The sequence below is a fragment of the Helicobacter sp. MIT 00-7814 genome, assembly GCF_003364115.1.
In the GTDB taxonomy this organism is placed as follows: domain Bacteria; phylum Campylobacterota; class Campylobacteria; order Campylobacterales; family Helicobacteraceae; genus Helicobacter_F.
In genome coordinates this window covers 36,928-52,709 of the sequence record NZ_NXLL01000009.1, presented here as the reverse complement: position 1 = coordinate 52,709, position 15,782 = coordinate 36,928, and the positions used below count along the sequence as shown (strand labels likewise).

At 40.7% G+C, this 15,782-nt stretch carries 17 protein-coding genes and 1 tRNA gene; 7 read left to right on the top strand and 11 right to left on the bottom strand.

Annotated features, from left to right (window positions below; genetic code table 11):
• Positions 1–3: 3 nt before the first annotated feature.
• From mscS to CQA49_RS04160, 4 genes are read left to right on the top strand one after another with little or no spacing between them, the layout of a single operon-like run.
• Positions 4–1,041, top strand: a complete 1,038-nt coding sequence (gene mscS / locus CQA49_RS04175; RefSeq protein ID WP_115574713.1) for a small-conductance mechanosensitive channel MscS — start codon at positions 4–6, stop codon at positions 1,039–1,041.
• A 3-nt stretch (positions 1,042–1,044) separates the two neighbouring features.
• Complete coding sequence (locus CQA49_RS04170; RefSeq protein ID WP_115574712.1) at positions 1,045–2,328, top strand: aminofutalosine deaminase family hydrolase; 1,284 nt, start codon at positions 1,045–1,047, stop codon at positions 2,326–2,328.
• Between the two features lie 14 nt (positions 2,329–2,342).
• The gene (locus CQA49_RS04165; protein ID WP_115574711.1) at positions 2,343–3,281 is read left to right on the top strand and encodes a S1 RNA-binding domain-containing protein; all 939 of its coding nucleotides are present in this window, start codon (positions 2,343–2,345) and stop codon (positions 3,279–3,281) included.
• On the top strand, positions 3,274–4,188 hold the full coding sequence (locus CQA49_RS04160; protein ID WP_115574710.1) for a radical SAM/SPASM domain-containing protein: 915 nt from the start codon (positions 3,274–3,276) through the stop codon (positions 4,186–4,188). The genes CQA49_RS04165 and CQA49_RS04160 overlap by 8 nt, the downstream gene beginning before the upstream one ends.
• Positions 4,189–4,197: 9 nt before the next feature.
• Here the strand turns inward: CQA49_RS04160 and CQA49_RS04155 are convergent, their stop codons facing one another.
• The 9 genes from CQA49_RS04155 to gap all read right to left on the bottom strand — a co-directional run bounded on the left by CQA49_RS04155 (position 4,198) and on the right by gap (position 12,114).
• Positions 4,198–5,061 (bottom strand): hypothetical protein, encoded by an 864-nt coding sequence (locus tag CQA49_RS04155; RefSeq protein WP_115574709.1) that lies wholly within the window; start codon positions 5,059–5,061, stop codon positions 4,198–4,200.
• Positions 5,058–5,705 carry a thiamine phosphate synthase gene (locus tag CQA49_RS04150; RefSeq protein ID WP_115574708.1) on the bottom strand — a complete coding sequence of 216 codons (648 nt, stop codon included), beginning with the start codon at positions 5,703–5,705 and terminating at the stop codon, positions 5,058–5,060. The genes CQA49_RS04155 and CQA49_RS04150 overlap by 4 nt, the downstream gene beginning before the upstream one ends.
• Positions 5,695–6,420: an arginyltransferase gene (locus tag CQA49_RS04145; RefSeq protein ID WP_115574707.1), complete on the bottom strand. Its 726-nt coding sequence runs from the start codon at positions 6,418–6,420 to the stop codon at positions 5,695–5,697. The genes CQA49_RS04150 and CQA49_RS04145 overlap by 11 nt, the downstream gene beginning before the upstream one ends.
• A complete protein-coding gene (locus CQA49_RS04140) occupies positions 6,420–7,661 on the bottom strand; it encodes a murein transglycosylase domain-containing protein (RefSeq protein WP_181882602.1) in 1,242 nt (413 codons plus the stop codon). The genes CQA49_RS04145 and CQA49_RS04140 overlap by 1 nt, the downstream gene beginning before the upstream one ends.
• Positions 7,662–7,862: 201 nt before the next feature.
• A complete protein-coding gene (locus CQA49_RS04135; RefSeq protein WP_115574705.1) occupies positions 7,863–8,387 on the bottom strand; it encodes a hypothetical protein in 525 nt (174 codons plus the stop codon).
• An 18-nt stretch (positions 8,388–8,405) separates the two neighbouring features.
• The gene (locus tag CQA49_RS04130) at positions 8,406–8,960 is read right to left on the bottom strand and encodes a hypothetical protein (protein WP_115574704.1); all 555 of its coding nucleotides are present in this window, start codon (positions 8,958–8,960) and stop codon (positions 8,406–8,408) included.
• On the bottom strand, positions 8,950–9,852 hold the full coding sequence (gene mqnP / locus CQA49_RS04125) for a menaquinone biosynthesis prenyltransferase MqnP (RefSeq protein WP_258864184.1): 903 nt from the start codon (positions 9,850–9,852) through the stop codon (positions 8,950–8,952). Before mqnP ends, CQA49_RS04130 begins: the two co-directional genes overlap by 11 nt.
• A complete protein-coding gene (locus tag CQA49_RS04120) occupies positions 9,849–11,114 on the bottom strand; it encodes a glucose-6-phosphate isomerase (RefSeq protein ID WP_115574703.1) in 1,266 nt (421 codons plus the stop codon). The genes mqnP and CQA49_RS04120 overlap by 4 nt, the downstream gene beginning before the upstream one ends.
• A gap of 16 nt (positions 11,115–11,130) precedes the next feature.
• On the bottom strand, positions 11,131–12,114 hold the full coding sequence (gap, locus tag CQA49_RS04115) for a type I glyceraldehyde-3-phosphate dehydrogenase (RefSeq protein ID WP_115574702.1): 984 nt from the start codon (positions 12,112–12,114) through the stop codon (positions 11,131–11,133).
• Positions 12,115–12,252: 138 nt separating this feature from the next.
• Between gap and CQA49_RS04110 the strand changes: the two genes are divergently transcribed.
• A tRNA-Arg gene (locus CQA49_RS04110) sits at positions 12,253–12,329 on the top strand.
• Between the two features lie 41 nt (positions 12,330–12,370).
• Positions 12,371–13,216 carry a non-canonical purine NTP pyrophosphatase gene (locus tag CQA49_RS04105; protein WP_115574701.1) on the top strand — a complete coding sequence of 282 codons (846 nt, stop codon included), beginning with the start codon at positions 12,371–12,373 and terminating at the stop codon, positions 13,214–13,216.
• 32 nt (positions 13,217–13,248) lie between these two features.
• On the opposite strand, the gene CQA49_RS10460 is transcribed toward CQA49_RS04105, so the two are convergent.
• Positions 13,249–14,145 carry a hypothetical protein gene (locus CQA49_RS10460; RefSeq protein WP_258864183.1) on the bottom strand — a complete coding sequence of 299 codons (897 nt, stop codon included), beginning with the start codon at positions 14,143–14,145 and terminating at the stop codon, positions 13,249–13,251.
• 510 nt (positions 14,146–14,655) lie between these two features.
• Here CQA49_RS10460 and CQA49_RS04095 point away from each other — a divergent pair.
• Positions 14,656–15,396: an outer membrane beta-barrel protein gene (locus tag CQA49_RS04095; protein ID WP_115574700.1), complete on the top strand. Its 741-nt coding sequence runs from the start codon at positions 14,656–14,658 to the stop codon at positions 15,394–15,396.
• A gap of 96 nt (positions 15,397–15,492) precedes the next feature.
• Here CQA49_RS04095 and CQA49_RS04090 read toward each other — a convergent pair whose 3' ends face one another.
• Positions 15,493–15,780 carry a hypothetical protein gene (locus CQA49_RS04090; RefSeq protein WP_258864182.1) on the bottom strand — a complete coding sequence of 96 codons (288 nt, stop codon included), beginning with the start codon at positions 15,778–15,780 and terminating at the stop codon, positions 15,493–15,495.
• Between the last annotated feature and the right edge of the window lie 2 nt (positions 15,781–15,782).

The following is a 15,782-nucleotide window of genomic DNA, read 5'->3' as shown; positions in this document are numbered from 1 at the left end:
CGCATGCAAGAGGGTTTGAGCGAACTTAAAACAACTATTTTGAATATCTTGCCAAATATCGAGCATATTGGTTTGATTTTGCTAAAAGTCGCATTGTTGCTTGTGGTGGGGTATTATCTCTCGCGCTTTGTGGCTAAGAAAATCAAAAAAGCTTTGGAATCTAAAGACATTGTTTTGGCAAATTTCCTCTCACAAGTGGCGTTTATTGGCATTAATGTCGCTATCATCATCGCTGCACTGGGCACTCTTGGCGTGCAGACAAACTCTATTATCGCCGTGCTTGGCACAGCTGGCGTGGCAGTCGCGCTGGGGCTTAAAGATTCCCTTTCATCGGTGGCTAGCGGGATAATCCTCATCATCTTGCGCCCTTTTGCAAATAACGACACTATCGAGCTTGGCACGCTCACCGGAAAAGTCGAGGCGATAAATCTTTTCAATACCACCATACGCCTGCCTGATGGCAAGCTAGCCATTATCCCAAACTCTAACATCTCAAAGGCAAATGTCATTAACTCCACGGATATTTCAAAAAGGCGCTTAGATGTCGTCTTTGGCGTGGGATATGGGAGCAATGTAGATTCTATCAAGCTCATCACCATAAATGTGCTTGAAAACAGCCCGTGCGTGGATTTAGAGCGCGGGTATTTTATCGGTTTGCAGGATTTGGGAGAGAGCTCGCTTAATTTTATCTTGCGCTTTTGGGTGGATATCAAATATGGGCTAATAGAGGCTAAGGCAAGCGTTTTGGAGCTACTTTTGGCAAACTTAGAGGCAAATAATATTGAGATTCCTTTCAATAAACTTGATGTGAATCTTTATAAAGCACAAGAGGCGGATTCCCAAAAACTTGCGCTTGAAAGCGGGCTAAAGGGAATAGTTTTTGTTGATTCTAAAGGTGCAAAGAGAGAAAATATTTCAGAATCTAAAAAGCCTAAAAGCACGCAAAAAAGGGCAGAGCAAGGGATTGAGAGCGAAAACAATAGCATTTTAGACAAAATCACACAGAAGCTAAAATTTAGTATGAAAGATAATGGAGATTAGGTTTTGAGCAAGCTACTTGGCGCGCCTTTGGCGTTTGTGTGCGATGAGGATTTTAGCATTAGACGCGATTTTGGCGTATTTGTAGAAAATGGCAAGATTGTGGAGAATGGCGATTTTAGCGCGCTTTGTGAAAAATACAAAAATGTGGAGCGCGAGTTTTTTGAAGACTGCGTAATGTTGCCAGCGTTTATTAACGCGCACATTCATTTTGAGTTTAGCAGTAATGCCACAAGCTTTGCCTATGGGGATTTTGGCGCATGGCTAGATTCTGTAATTGCCAAAAGAGATGGTGTGCTAGGTGAAGAATCCGCCATGCAATCCGCGATAAATGAGCAATTGCAAAGCGGTGTGGGGATTGTCGGGGCTATTAGCAGTTATGGCTATGATTTGCCAATTTTAGCTCAAAGTCCGCTAAGAGTAGTGTTTTTCAACGAAGCTATGGGGAGCAATCCAAGCGCGATTGATGCGCTGTATAAAAATTTCAAAGTGCGTTTGCAAGAATCTAAGCGTGCGCAAAATGCGCTTTTCACGCCAGCGGTGGCACTGCATTCGCCTTATTCCTTACATAGCGTGTTTGCAAAGCATGTTTTAAATGAGGCGATGAAGCTTAGTGCGCCTTTAAGCGCGCATTTTTTGGAATCCACACACGAGAGGCAATGGCTAGATTCTGGCAGTGGGTATTTTTATGATTTTTTTCATAAAGGTTTTGGCGTGCCAAATCCTAAGCCATTTTTTTCTACACAAGGATTTTTGGAGCAGTTTAGGGAGTTTGAAGGGCGCGCGGTTTTGACGCATTGCCTAGAAGCGGGAGAAAGGGAGCTGGAATTTATGCAAAAGTATGATTTAAGTATCGCGTCTTGTCCGCGTTCAAATCGCCTTTTGTGCGGGAAGTATCTAAATTTAGAGCGTGCAAAGTCGCTAAATATCGCGCTTGGGAGTGATGGGAAAAGCTCAAATGCAAATCTAAATATGCTAGAGGAGCTTCGCACAGCGCTTTTTGCTTATCCAAAAAGTGAGATTAATGCGCTTGCAGAAGAGCTTCTTTTAATGCTTACAAAAAATGGTGCAAAAGCGCTAGGCGTGGAATCTGGAAGTTTGGAATCTAGTAAAAACGCAGATATTGCGCTATTTAAACTTAAAGAAGTCGTGCAAATGGGTGCAGATTCACAAAAGACACAAACAAGCACACAACCTACGCAAAAAGTAACGACACAAGAAGCCCTGCAATTTATCCTGCACGCAAAAAGCGCGCATAGAATCTACATTAACGCTAAGCAGGCGTTTTAGAAAGGGTTAATTTTATGATGCAATCTAGAGCGCGCTTGCAAAAGGCGCAAGACACGCAAAAAAATCGTGCAAATCAAAAACCACAGCAAAGCGCACTTCAAGCATTTGTAGGGAAGATTTGCGAGCTTGAAGTGGCGCGCTTAAGCCCTTATGGTGCGTTTTTATCGCTTCCGCAAGGCGCGCAAAGACAAGATTTGCAAACACAAGAAAGCGTTTTATTGCCTAAAAAGTTTGTGGCGGATTCTCTAGCAGTGGGCGATAAAGTGCGCGTGTTTCTCTATACGGATTCTGAAGATAGGCTTGTCGCTAGCACGCAGAAGCCACTTTTGTGCGTTGGTGAGGTTGGTGCATTGAAAGTTGTAGATGTCGTGTCAAATGGCTATTTTGTGGATTTGGGCGTGGATAAGGGGCTTTTTGTCCCTTCAAAAATGCCAAAAAATGAGAATCTAGGTAAATTGCTCGCTGTGTTTTTAACCATAGATAAGCAAGGTAGGCTCATTGGGAGACTTGGCATTAAGGAGCGATTGCAAGCTTGCGCGGACAAAAAGCTGATAGGTGCGAATGTAGATGCGCTCGTGTTTGAAAAAACGCCACTTGGATTTGGCTGTGTGATTGCAGGGCAGTATTATGGTTTGCTGTATCACAATGAGCTAGCTTTTGTTCCTAAAATAGGTGAGATTTTGCAAGTGAAAGTTAAACAATTGCGAAGTGATGGAAAGCTTGATTTAAGCCCTATCCGCGAGAATTCTAGCAACCACCTACTAGATTTGCTAAAAACACACAATGGGCGCATAGAGCTTGATTTTAAAAGTTCCCCTGAAGAGATTGTGCGGATTCTCAAAATGAGTAAAAAGAATTTTAAACTTCTTGCAAATAAGCTTGTGCGCGAGAATCTAGCGGAGTTTATAGACGCGGGAGATACGCGCAAAGCCCTTGTGCTTAAAAATGTTTGAAAGAATCTATATCGAGCTAAGCGATAGTTGCGCGCTTGAATGTAGCTTCTGCCCGCATTCTTACAACAAAACAACGCGTGGCGTGATGAAGCTGGCATTGTTTGAAAGCCTCATCGCACAAATCGCGCGCGATAGGCTAGGGAAGCTCGTGTATTTGCATATTTTGGGTGATCCGCTTATATTGAAAGATTTGGGCGCGTATTTGGAGATTTTGCACATTTATAAAATCTCTGCAAATATCGTTACAAGCGGGAGATTCTTAGAAAATAAAAATTTTAGCCTGCTATGTGGTGTGCCGATAAATCAAATCGCTTTTTCACTAAGTGCGTTTGTGGATTCCCCACAGAGCTTTAAGGCTGGGCATTTGGATAAGATTCTCAAGTTTTGTGAGTTTACGCGCAAGAAAAGAAGTGAAGTATTTATCCATCTGCGCTTGCAGGATTTACACTGCGAAAATCCTCTAGCGCGCGAAATGCTGGAACAAATAAAGGCATTTTTTGGCTTGAAAGATTTTACTTTTCAAAGCTTTAGCGATAGGAAAAGTGCGCGCCTTGCGTATAAAACCTTCCTAAGTATCACACCACATTATGAGTGGAACGCCGGGCAGGATTTGGTGCAGAATGAGCAAAAAAGTGCACAAAAAGGCGTGATAGGGCGCCTTAAAGCGCAAAAGACTTTTTGCTATGGGTTGATTAAGCAATTTGGGATTTTGAGTAATGGCGTTGTTGTGCCTTGCTGTATCGATTGCTTTGGGGAAATTGCGCTAGGTGATACGAAGAAAGATTCTCTTAAAAAAATTCTATCTAGCCCCCTTGTAATACAAATAGCACAAAGCTTTAAGCAAGGCAAAGCATTGTTGCCAAAATGTCAAAATTGTGGCTATGCAAAGACGCTTTTTCATAGCTAATTTATCGCGTTAGTAGGGAATATTAGCGGTGTTAAATGCCTGCAACATAGTGCTAATGCTTGCGTGATGTATTATTTTAGCACTCTTAGTCTTTGAGTGTAAATTATCAAGCATAATCTCGCTATCAGCGCCACTACAATGATTCCACGCATGCCCAAAATAGGTGCAAATATTTGAATATTTCAAATGAGAAAATTTATCCCCAATATAAATATTGCACCAATGCTGAATACTTTGTGGCTTTTGGTGCAGTTTCCAATAACCCACAGGATCAAGCGTAACAAGAAGCTTTATAGAATCTTTTGGAAGTGGATTTGGCGCAGAATCCAGCTTGTGAAGCACCTTGCAAATATTAGCCGAGCCCCAACTATGCGCAAAAATATAAGGCTCATATCCCTGTACTACAAGTGCAGGCAGTAGAGAGGAGAAAAGCGCTTTGCTATTAAAAGTCGCATACATTTTGGCACAAAAATTTGGCAAACGCACAAAATCCCCCTGCGCAAAAAAGGCAAACTGCCTAAACACCACCAAATGCATACTATCCATAAAACCGCCGATAAAAATAAGCAAAGCTTTGGGGTTTAGGCTTGTATTATTAATTATATCGTCTCGCGCGAGTGAATCGCGCTTCGCCTCTGCTTCGCATACATATTCTGAATTTTTTGATTGATGAGATTGCAAGATTTCAATATGCTGATTAGAATCCTTAGAATCTGTGGGCGTGAGTGGCTGGATAAGCTCAAGCTCTTTGTTTGTGAGAAAAATATTTGTGTTGGCAAATTTTATTTTTACATGCGATAGGGCGGAATTAAGTGCGTGAGAATCCGCTGGTGAAATGCTTAAAACCGGTGTAAAAATATTTGGAAATTTCATGTGCGCCACCTTTGTAAAAGAATTTGAGCATTTAAAAGTGGATTTTTATCCCATAAATCACTGATAAGAGCGCACATATCAGCGATTTTTAGCAGATTAATATTCTCTTTGCTAATTCCACCGATAGCACAAATGGGAATGCGCAAAACCTCCTTTGCTTGAGAAAGTGTCTCAACGCCTATACAAGGCGCTTTAGGCTTTGTGATTGAAGGGAATATCGCACCAAATGCCACATAATCCGCGCCGAGATTTTCTAGCTTTTTTGCAAGTGAAATATCGCCATATGCTGACGCGCCCAAAATCCCGCTAAATTGCTTGCGCACTTTGCTAAAATATTCCAAATAGTGCGTATCATCTAAAGTCTGCGTGTGCGTGTTTCTACCGATATGCAACGCTTGAATCTTAAGGCGTGAGGCTAGCTCCACGCGATCATTTAGCACAAATAAAACATTATTTTTAGCACATAGCTTGCTTAAGTGATAGATTTTCTCTCTAAGTGCGTCATCATCGCTAGTTTTATTCCTTAATTGAAAGATTTTTAAGCCACCTTTGATGGCATCTTTGAGTTGTAATTCTAGAGTTTCATAAGGTGTAAGAATTGTATCGCTTATCCCATAAAGCCCCTGCAAAGCGCTAGCCTTCATACATTCTCCAATCTGTGGCTTCAAAAATATCTGGCGCGTTATGAAGGTATTCAAAAGGCTTGAAGCGCTCTTTATAACCCATGCAAAAGTGTTGCTTTATCCAATAGCCGGGGTAGAAGTAGCGCAGATTCTTTTGTTGTGCGATTTTTAGCTGTGTGAGAATATTAAAAGTGCCAAGGCTCAAATGCTCAAAATCATGGTCATAGAAAAAATATACCGCACTTATGCTTTGCTCGATAATATCCACAAGCCCCACGCCCACAAGTCGAGAATCTGCAAAATACAAAAACTCATAGCCATAGTGCTGTGCGCCATCGACAAACATTTCCATATAAGATTTTTGCGTAATGGGTATGTATTCCCAACCTTTTTTTTGCTGCATATGGCGATGGTATTTGTCATAAAGTGCTAAATGCTCTTCGCTAATGGTAGGTCTTTGTATGTATATTTGGGTATTCTGGTTATTTTTTAGCACTCGCTTATGGTTTTTGCTAAATCTAAATTCCTGTACAAGTGTGCGTATAGAAATGCACTTTTTGCAATCCCCGCACACTGGGACAAAAAAATGATTCCCAAAGCGTCTCCACCCGCGCTCTAATAACCCTAAATAAAAAATATTCGAGCAATCCTGTATGTAAAAATAGCGCATAGTGCTTCGCTCGCTGGGAATGTAACTGCAGGACTTAGATTCTGAAGTAAATTCAAAAAGTCTCATTATATGCCTACATACTGCTTTTTGAAGTTTGTCACCTTTTGTACATAGCGCCTGCCTTCATCGTTCAAACGCGTAGTGAGGCGATGATACACCTGCTCAGGAGTGAGCGAGTTTATCACATTGATTGCCTGCTTCCTGTCGCTGTGAAAGGCACGCAGGACATTTCCACTTCCTGTATTATACGCCGCGATCACGCAGTATTCGTGAGAAAGCGGATTTGTAATACCCTTCAAATAGCGCTCAAAAAGTATGTGCAGATACGCGCTTCCATAGTGGATATTTGTCTCTGGCGTGAAAAGCATATCTTTGCTTGGCATACCTTTCTTGCCATTGATAAGCTCATAAGAATCCGCTCCAGCCGTGCTTGGGACAATCTGCATAAGCCCATAAGCTGGCACATGGCTCATCGCGTAGGGGTTGAAGTTAGATTCCGTGTGGATTATCGCCATCACAAGCGCGCCTTCTAGGTTGTATTGCTTGGCGTATTTTTGCGCATGCGCTTGATAGCTGTTGCCTGCAAGCGATTGGTAATTTTCACTCATTTTCACATCTACAAAATACACCTTATTGCCTTTGGCGTCTGTGCGCGTTTTGAGATTATTTTGTAAAAGAAAATCCGCATATTTTTTCGCCCGCCATTCATACAAAATATCCTGCCCCTCATTATCCTTGACAAGTCCAGCTAAAAACGGCTTGCCATTAAACTTCACTTCAGAATCTGTGTATAAATCCACACCGCTTGGATTTTGAGGCGTGAGCAAAGTCATTATGATAGCATTTTTGAGCGCTTGCTCGGGGTTGTTTTTATCAATGGTTTCTACGCGGATTACTCCATTTTGGAAGTCGATACTTGACTTTGAAAGATAATGATCGCTGTATTTCACCATTTTATTGGTGCTAGAGACTTCAAATTCATCATTCGCCCAATTTTTCGTAATGTTTCCACTAAGGTTTGTAATATCCTGTTTATAGGCTTTATGCGCTTTTTTTAGCACTTCTTTTGTTTGTTTGCTAAAATCAGAATTATCCAAAGAGCTTTCAAGTGCCAAGTCTGATTGCTCCAAAATACTATCGCGTGCAAAAAATGATGTATTCGCGCCACGCGTGGGCTTCTTTCGCTTTTTAGATACTGCTTCATTTTCGTCATCATCATGCGCCCACATTTTAGAATCCGAACCTTTAAGCAAAGGTTGCTGAAATGAGCCATTGTAGCCAGCTTTGCAAGCGTGAAATAAAGACACAAAAGAAGCCATAAAAAGCGTAAAAATTATAAAAGATAGATACTTCAAAGCAAACCTTTCTAGAATCTAGGCAAAATTTCTAAGGGATAAAAGCAAAAAAGATTCCAAGAGATTTGTAAGATTTAGCCAAAGAGATAGAATCTAGCAATATTTTTAAGTAAAAAGCTTTAAATCACGCGCAGAAGGGATAATTGAAATAAGCTAGCGGATATTTGCAAGCTTTAAAATAAGCTCAACTTCGCCCTTGCTTAGGCGCATTTCTCTTGCGATAGAATCCATACTCCAACCCTCTTTAAAAAGCGTTGTTATGCGCTTTTCATCGATTGGATTCCCATTTGAAGGTGTGAAGTTAATCTCGCGCATTTTCTCTTCCAAAAGAAGCATTTTTTCCTCTGTATAGTCATTTTGCTTTTGTATATCCGCTTCAAGTAGCTCAATCTGCCTATACACCTTGATTAGCCCATTATCCAGCGCATCGCGCACCTCTGATTTCACTTTCGCGCCAAGAGCGGTGTTATTGTATTGATTTTCTAGCTCGTTGTCTTTGATCCACTTGCGGATTTTATACAGCTCTTTATTAAGTTCCTCAATCCCACGCTCAAAATGCGCGATACGCTTATGCACATCATTAGAGCGGAGTGAGTTTGCCAAAATAAGCAAAATTACAATACTCAAACAAGAAAGACTGCAAACAATGCTTATCGTGGTAAGGGGGATTCCAAACATAGTGTTCCTTCTGTGGTGTTATTGTAGGCTTTTTTTATCCAAAATCATTGTGCGCTCGCATTCCACGACAAAGCTATCATACGCCTGCCTCTCGCGGATATGTATTCTCTCAATTTGCGCGATTTGCGGATTTAGCGCTTTAGCAAAGATACCAATATAATGCTGTGGCAAAGTTGGCAAAAACAAGCGCATATATAGCGCATCAAGTTGCAAGAAAGATTCACTTTCTAAACAAAGCGCGTCGTGTCCGATGAAGGCAAGTTTAGCATTATAAGGTAAAGATGGCAGTTCAGAATCTTCTTGCTTCAAAAGGCGCTCTAAATTATCAAGCTTTTTGTATATTTCACTTAAAAGCTCAAAAATCGCCTCGCCACCTTCTTCAGCGCGATTTTTAGCACGCAAAACATTGATATAGCGTGACATCGGAGAATCGCTCATATTTGCCAACCCCACAAACTCCGCTTCATAGCGCGCTTGATTAGATTTGCTAAGATAGTCATAAGCGATATTTAGATGGCACGCTCCAAGGCGCGTTTCAATCCCAAAGTTTTTTAGCAACTCTCTAAATTCCATAGTGCCAAACCCCATCAGCTAGCACAAATGCTAGGAAAATAAACCCAAGATAGCCATTAGTGGCAAAAAATGCTTTTGGAATGTTTCTAAAATCCTTATGCACAAGGTATTGCTCATAAAGTAGCATAAGCGCACAGACAAAAAGTCCCAAATAGCTCACAGCGCCAAGCACGCTAGATTCAAAGATAAAAGCTCCCCAAAAAAGTAGCGTGCAGATATGAAAGATCCTTGAAAGATACAGCGTATTTTTTGCGCCAAAGCGCGAAGGGATAGAATAAAGCTTATGCTCTAAATCAAACTCCATATCTTGCAAAGAATACAGCAAGTCAAATCCTGCCACCCAAAACATCACGCCAATAGAAAGCATCAGACACCACATTTCTAAACTTCCCAAAACTGCGATACAGCCAGCAATCGGCGCCAAACTCAAAGAAATCCCAAGCACCAAATGCGCAAGGTAGGAAAATCGCTTCATCAAAGAATATCCACCAAGCACAAATAAAAATGGGATAGAAAGCCCGAAGGCTAGGGGATTGATAAAATACGAAGTGACGATGAAAATAATCGCATTAAGCGCGCAAAACACGCTCATCGCCATAAAGCTAATACGCCCATCAACGCTAGGACGGCTCTTTGTGCGGATATTTAGCATATCATAGCGTCTGTCTGCTAATCTATTAAACGCCATGGCAAAATTTCGCGCGCTAATAAGCGCTAGTGCGCAAAGAAGAAAGGTTTTTGTCCCCACCCATACGCCAAAATTGACTTTCAAGCTCGCCACAACCATCGCCACAAGGATAAACGCCGCAGAAAAAGCGGTGTGCTGAAACATCACAAGTTCATTGAAATTTTTAAACTTTTGAAAAAGATTCGCTAAAAATCCATCTCTCACGCTTTTGCCTTTTTGGTAATGTCCTCAAACAAGCGCTTTTTGCCAAATTCCACGCCGGGCTGATCGTAAGTGTTAATCTCAAACAAGCAACCCACCGCAGAAGTCAAAAGCTCATAATACATTATAAGCGCGCCAACGCTCGATTCGCTAAGAGAATCTAGCTTGATAAAATCCGTTGGGATATTTTGGGCTTGAAGCGTTTGCATCGTGGCTTGTTGCTGTTTGTAGAGCAACTGCGCGAAGCTCATCGTATTGACAAAATTTGTAGATTCTAAAAACTCAAGCTTAAGATTTGGGATTGTGGGCTTTGTAAAAAGCTTAGGGCTAAGTGCGAGGAAAGTTACGCTTTTATCTTTCACGCCTTGCACGATAAGCTGTAAAAATGAGTGCTGGTCGATACTGCCAACCAACCCAACAGGCGTAAGCCCGATAGAATCGCCATTTTGCGCAATTTTCCCCAAACTTTCCCCCCACAGCTGGACATACCACGCGTTGAAATCCTTAAAAACGCTTGCATACGAGAATAGCACATTAATCGGGTAGCGCTTGTAGTTTTGCGCCAAAAAAAGCGCCTTTTGCAACAAATGCTCTTCTTTGCGCGCAAAAAAGCTTTCCGCAAACTCCCTTGCGCCTTTAAGAAGCGCCTTTGTATCATAACCAAGAATTTTTAGAGGCAGTATGCCAATCGCGCTAAGCCCCGAAAAGCGCCCGCCGACATTTTTATCAATGCACACCGCAGCGATATGCTCCTTGTGCGCCCATTGCTGCAAGGGCGAGTTTTCATCAGTTATGACTAGCAGGTGCTTTTTAGATTCCTTGTTTTCAAGAATCTTGAAGCGCTCCAGCACATATTTCATCAGCGAGGAAGTTTCAATCGTCGTGCCGGATTTTGAAATCGCTACAAAAAGCGTGTTTTTAAATTTAAGCTTTTTTAGCGTGGCGTTGGTAGCGATAGAATCCGTATGTTCTAAAAAATGAAGCGCGATATTTTTGCGATTTTTAGTGTGCGAAAGTAGAGAATCTACCGCTCTAAGCCCCAGCGAACTACCACCAACGCCGATAATGACGAGATCTTTAAGGTTTTTTAAAAGCTCTTTATGCGCGTTTAGATATTCCTTAGAATCTTGCAATGCGCGCTTTTGGAATGGAAGCTCATAATATCCACTTGCCTTGTTTTGCTTTTCTTTAAGAATTTGCGAAAAAAGCGCGTCTTTTTGTGCTTTATTGTCTTTTGTAGCGAAGTTTTGGCTAAAAGTTAGCATTGTTGCCCCTTGATTGCTAATGTGTGATTGCATACACGCTCATATCCACAAGGCGCGTAGAGTAGCCCATTTCATTATCATACCATGCCAGCACTTTTGCGCTGTTGCCGATGGCTAGCGTTTTGTCCGGCACAAAAATCGCGCTATAAGGCGAGCCGATGAAATCACTTGAGACGCACTTTTCATTATCTACATAGATAATTCCCTTCATCGTGGTGTTTTGCGCGCTTTCAAAAAGGGCGTTAATTTCCTCTTTGCTCGCTTGTTTTTTGAGATTCACACTCAAATCTACAAGGCTCACATCCGGCGTTGGCACGCGCACGGCAAAGCCATTAAACTTCCCGCTAAGCTCAGGGATTACCAATCCTACTGCTTTTGCCGCGCCAGAGCTTGTGGGGATGATATTAAGCGCTGCAGCGCGCGCACGGCGGATGTCCTTATGCTTGACATCAAGGACATTTTGGTCGTTTGTGTAGCTGTGGATTGTCGTCATAAGCGCGGATTCTATCCCGTAGGCGTCGTTGAGGACTTTTGCGATGGGTGCAAGGCAGTTCGTGGTGCAAGAAGCGTTGGAAATCACAGGCTCGCCCGCGTAGCTTGTGTGATTGACACCATAGACAAAGGTCGGCGCCTCATCAGCGGGTGCGGAGATAATCACCCTTTTCACATTGCCCTTAAGATGCGCGCTTGAAGCGGTTTTTGAGTTAAATTTCCCCGTGCATTCAATCACAGCCTGCGCGTCGCCAAAATCAAGATTGCTAGGATCCCTATCGCTTAAAATTTTTACGCATTTATTGTTCCCAATACGCAAGGTGTGAGAATCCAGCTTTTCCACATCATAGCGCCCATGCACGGAATCATAGCGCAACAAATGCACCAAAGTATCGATATCCGCGGTGCTATTAAACGCCACAAGCTCGATATCATCGCGCTTTCCTATTATGCGCGCGCTACATAGGCCAATGCGCCCGCTCCCGTTGATTGCTACCTTTACCGCCATAAAAACCCCTTTTTTATCAAAAATAGTCGCGTATTTTACAAAAAAAACGCTAAAAAAATGAAAAATTTATTGATTTGTGTAGAAAATCTAAGTAGAATCTCGCCTTTTAAAGCATTCTCTCACACATTGCATTGCTAAGTCCTCGTAGCTCAGCTGGATAGAGCACTCGATTCCTAATCGAGAGGTCATGCGTTCAAATCGCATCGAGGACACCACCTCTATTATTTTTTAGGAAAATCTAAACTAGGAAACCCAAATGCTCCTCATTCTAGCAACTTCTAACTTGCACAAAGTCAAAGAGATTCAGGCGATTTTTGCAGAATCTTTAAGCGTAGCACAATCTTTAAAAAATTCTTCTTGTAGTGACACCAAAGATTCCCTAAATAAGGGCAGAGTAGAGCAAAACTATCACTTAAATAATCTAATTGCTAAAAATCCATTACAAAGCCTTAAAATACGAAGTTTTAGCGATTTTTTGACACCTTTTGAAATCGTAGAAAATGGCAGTAGTTTCGCAGAAAATGCAAGGATTAAAGCAGAGGCGATTTATAAGGCTTTGCAAGAATCCTTAAAAAGTGGCACCTTAAAAGATAGCGCTTTATTGCATAAAACTTCAGCGGAAGATTTGCAGGATTTGCAAAATGGAGATTTTTTTATTTTAAGTGAGGATAGCGGGCTTTGCATTGATATTCTGGGAGGAAGTCCTGGGATTTATAGCGCGCGATTTTTAGATTTAGAAACTTTGGAATTTAGCGCATGGAACACTTACAAAAAGGGCTTACCAAAGGATTTTAACACCGATAGGCTTAATGTCGAACGCGTGCTTTTTGAGCTTAAAACGCTTGGGGTTAGAGAATCAAAAGCGCGTTTTGTGGCAAATCTTTGCTTGCTGGATTCTAAAAATGTCGCTAGGCACTTTGAGGGAATCTGCGAGGGTAGGGTGATTGGAGAGATTTTGGGAAATGGCGGATTTGGCTATGATCCGATTTTTATGCCAAATGGCTATACGCAGACACTCGCGCAGATAGAGAAAAAAAACGCGATTTCACACCGCAAAAAAGCACTTGATAAATGTATAAAATATTTGCTGGAAATCTGCTAGCCACTTCAAAAGGGCTAGCGGATTCTAAACTTTTAGAATCTATAAAGATATGAAAGCATTATCGCGCTTTTTGGTGTGGTGGAGTATTTGACAGGTGCGTTTATTCCTGCGTCTGTTATTGTTTGACTTCCGCCTTCACCTATTGTATAGCCACTTTTATAGCGATAGCTTAGCCCAAATTGATGATGACTTTTATAGAAGTAATGAATCCCAATGGTTGTAATAAAACTTGAGCCAAAGTAGGAATCAAAATCTATAGAATTTGTGCTATAGCCTGTAACATCGTTTTTGTATCCTTGCCCCATAAATACGCCAAACTCATAGCCAATACCTACATTTGCACCAAAGGTATGCGTTTCATTGTAGATAAAATCATAAAGATATGAGGCTTCTAAACCAAAATGCACTGCGGAGGAATTAAGGTAATCAGTTTTTTGGGCATATGATGTTTGCCCGCTACTTGAATCAATTGTCTCTTGCCCATCTTGACTTGAATTGTAGCTCGCATATCCCACATAGCCCTTAAACTGAAATCCTGCATTTTGTGCATAATACCATTGCCAGCCTAAAGCTAGATTGATGGGAAGTGCGTAGGTGGATTGATTAAAGGTTGTGTAATTAAGTGGGATATCCACACTCATGTAATTTTCCACACTCGGCGCATATCCCAACTCAACCCCTATAAAACAACCTGTATTCTTATGCTCTCCTTTACAGAATCCTAAGAATCCACTTTTATCAACAGCAGATTCTGCGCTAGATTCTTTTACTTCTTTCCCAGCCTTTAACTGCTCATTCTTTTTCTTTAATTCCAAAAGCTCATTTTCTTTCTTTAGAGCTTCTATCTCTTTTTGCATATCATCAGCAATTATATTGCACCCTAATCCTAAGATTCCCAAAATACAAGCAATTTTCAAGTATTTTGTCATTGTGTTTTCTCCTTTTTTTTTGTTTTGTTTTTACGCCGTATTTCAAGCGCACAATCAAATGATATTGTTTTTTTTTTTTTTCAAGGAAACTCATTAAATTCATCAAAAACTTTTTTACAAAGTTACGAAGTTACACAGAATCTAAAGGGAGAAGTAAAGCAGAAATGAAAAAAATGTCAAAAAGGATTCTATTTTTTTTTAAAACAACATTAAAAAATTAGCCAAATTTAATACAACGATTTTTTTAAAACTCTTAAATTTTCTTGCATTCACAAGCTTATATTTCAAATATTGCAAAATAAGAAACACAAAAAATAAGATAAGCACAGGGCATAGGGCATTCCTAAATATAAAAAGTTGAAAAGTGCAGTTTTCATAAATTAAATGATGAAATTCTTATTATCCACCTACTATTAAATTTTTTTATTTTAGCCTTAAGGATAGTCTAATGAGGGGGGGGGGTATAATCCGCGCGTTTTTATTATCTTAACCACGAAAGGAACAAATCCGATGAAAAAATTTATTCTTGCAGCTCTCTTGCTGACTAGCCTCTATGGCGAAAATTATCATGCAAACACGCAAATTCAAAACACACAAGAAAATAACGCGCAAACGCAAGACGTGAAAAGCAAAGAATTAGAGGACAAAGACAAAGAATCTGAACTTCAAAAACTACAAAAAGAGCTTCAATATCAGCGATTAAGCGAGCTTGAAAAAGAGGAAAAGAGGTGGTTTGGTAGAAATCGTAGCGGCGTGCTTATAGGCTTTGGGATACCCAACGCTAATGACGGAATCTTTACTCAATATTACTCTTTTAGAATCGGCTATCAATACTTTAAAAACAACACAACACCTTTTGGATTAAGAGCTTACTACGACTATACTTTTTCGTATGATTTAGATTCGTACAGCTTCAATCATCGTTTTGACACACAAAATATCAATATCGATGCACTTGTTGAATGGCATATACCAAAAACTTTTAGTTATATTGGCGGATTCTTTGGCGTTGGTATAGGAAATTTGAAGTATAATATTGATTATATATGGTCAAGCTCTATCAAAGGAAGCGCTAATGGCATAAGTGCATTTCTCAATGCTGGGGTGGCAATCACTACAGCTGGCAAACATCGTTGGGAATTTTATTCCAAAATCCCTTTGGTTACAAAATACTATCTTGATGGTGACTTTGCTGGGTATTACTACGAGCTAAAACCTTTTTATGGATTCTCTTATCAATACACTTTTTAAAAGTCCCCACTCTGCTTTTTAATTTAATCCAACCCCCCTCTTGTTTTTGACGAGGGGGCAAATTTTGATAGATAAAACTTACTATAACAAATACTTTTACTCAAAACCTTTCAGAATCTCGCAGGCTTTTTGATCGTTTTTCAAAAAGCATTTATCCTGCAATGTCGCAAAATCCTGCAATGCCTTTTGGCGCGTCTCTTGTTCTTTTATTTTTTTCTCGCGGTATTGCTTCATTTCAAAATGATTTGCCACATACATCACCGCACACACAAAAATAATAAGCAAAATATTTGTCGCATTGAGTTTCAAGCGCCCACAAATCCCGCATCGCCTTTTTTTGGGCATTTCAAAGTCGCCAAACTCCCTAAGCCTTTTCCTGCGCATAC

What these genes read in the sequence shown, in the direction of transcription:
- mscS (WP_115574713.1), top strand. Translation starts at nt 4, where the DNA reads ATGCAAGAGGGTTTGAGCGAACTTAAAACAACTATTTTGAATATCTTG.
- CQA49_RS04095 (WP_115574700.1), top strand. Translation starts at nt 14,656, where the DNA reads ATGAAAAAATTTATTCTTGCAGCTCTCTTGCTGACTAGCCTCTATGGC.
- CQA49_RS10460 (WP_258864183.1), bottom strand. Translation starts at nt 14,145, where the DNA reads ATGACAAAATACTTGAAAATTGCTTGTATTTTGGGAATCTTAGGATTA.
- CQA49_RS04165 (WP_115574711.1), top strand. Translation starts at nt 2,343, where the DNA reads ATGATGCAATCTAGAGCGCGCTTGCAAAAGGCGCAAGACACGCAAAAA.
- CQA49_RS04120 (WP_115574703.1), bottom strand. Translation starts at nt 11,114, where the DNA reads ATGCTAACTTTTAGCCAAAACTTCGCTACAAAAGACAATAAAGCACAA.
- CQA49_RS04145 (WP_115574707.1), bottom strand. Translation starts at nt 6,420, where the DNA reads ATGAGACTTTTTGAATTTACTTCAGAATCTAAGTCCTGCAGTTACATT.
- CQA49_RS04130 (WP_115574704.1), bottom strand. Translation starts at nt 8,960, where the DNA reads ATGGAATTTAGAGAGTTGCTAAAAAACTTTGGGATTGAAACGCGCCTT.
- CQA49_RS04160 (WP_115574710.1), top strand. Translation starts at nt 3,274, where the DNA reads ATGTTTGAAAGAATCTATATCGAGCTAAGCGATAGTTGCGCGCTTGAA.
- CQA49_RS04135 (WP_115574705.1), bottom strand. Translation starts at nt 8,387, where the DNA reads ATGTTTGGAATCCCCCTTACCACGATAAGCATTGTTTGCAGTCTTTCT.
- CQA49_RS04090 (WP_258864182.1), bottom strand. Translation starts at nt 15,780, where the DNA reads ATGCGCAGGAAAAGGCTTAGGGAGTTTGGCGACTTTGAAATGCCCAAA.
- CQA49_RS04105 (WP_115574701.1), top strand. Translation starts at nt 12,371, where the DNA reads ATGCTCCTCATTCTAGCAACTTCTAACTTGCACAAAGTCAAAGAGATT.
- CQA49_RS04150 (WP_115574708.1), bottom strand. Translation starts at nt 5,705, where the DNA reads ATGAAGGCTAGCGCTTTGCAGGGGCTTTATGGGATAAGCGATACAATT.
- gap (WP_115574702.1), bottom strand. Translation starts at nt 12,114, where the DNA reads ATGGCGGTAAAGGTAGCAATCAACGGGAGCGGGCGCATTGGCCTATGT.
- CQA49_RS04155 (WP_115574709.1), bottom strand. Translation starts at nt 5,061, where the DNA reads ATGAAATTTCCAAATATTTTTACACCGGTTTTAAGCATTTCACCAGCG.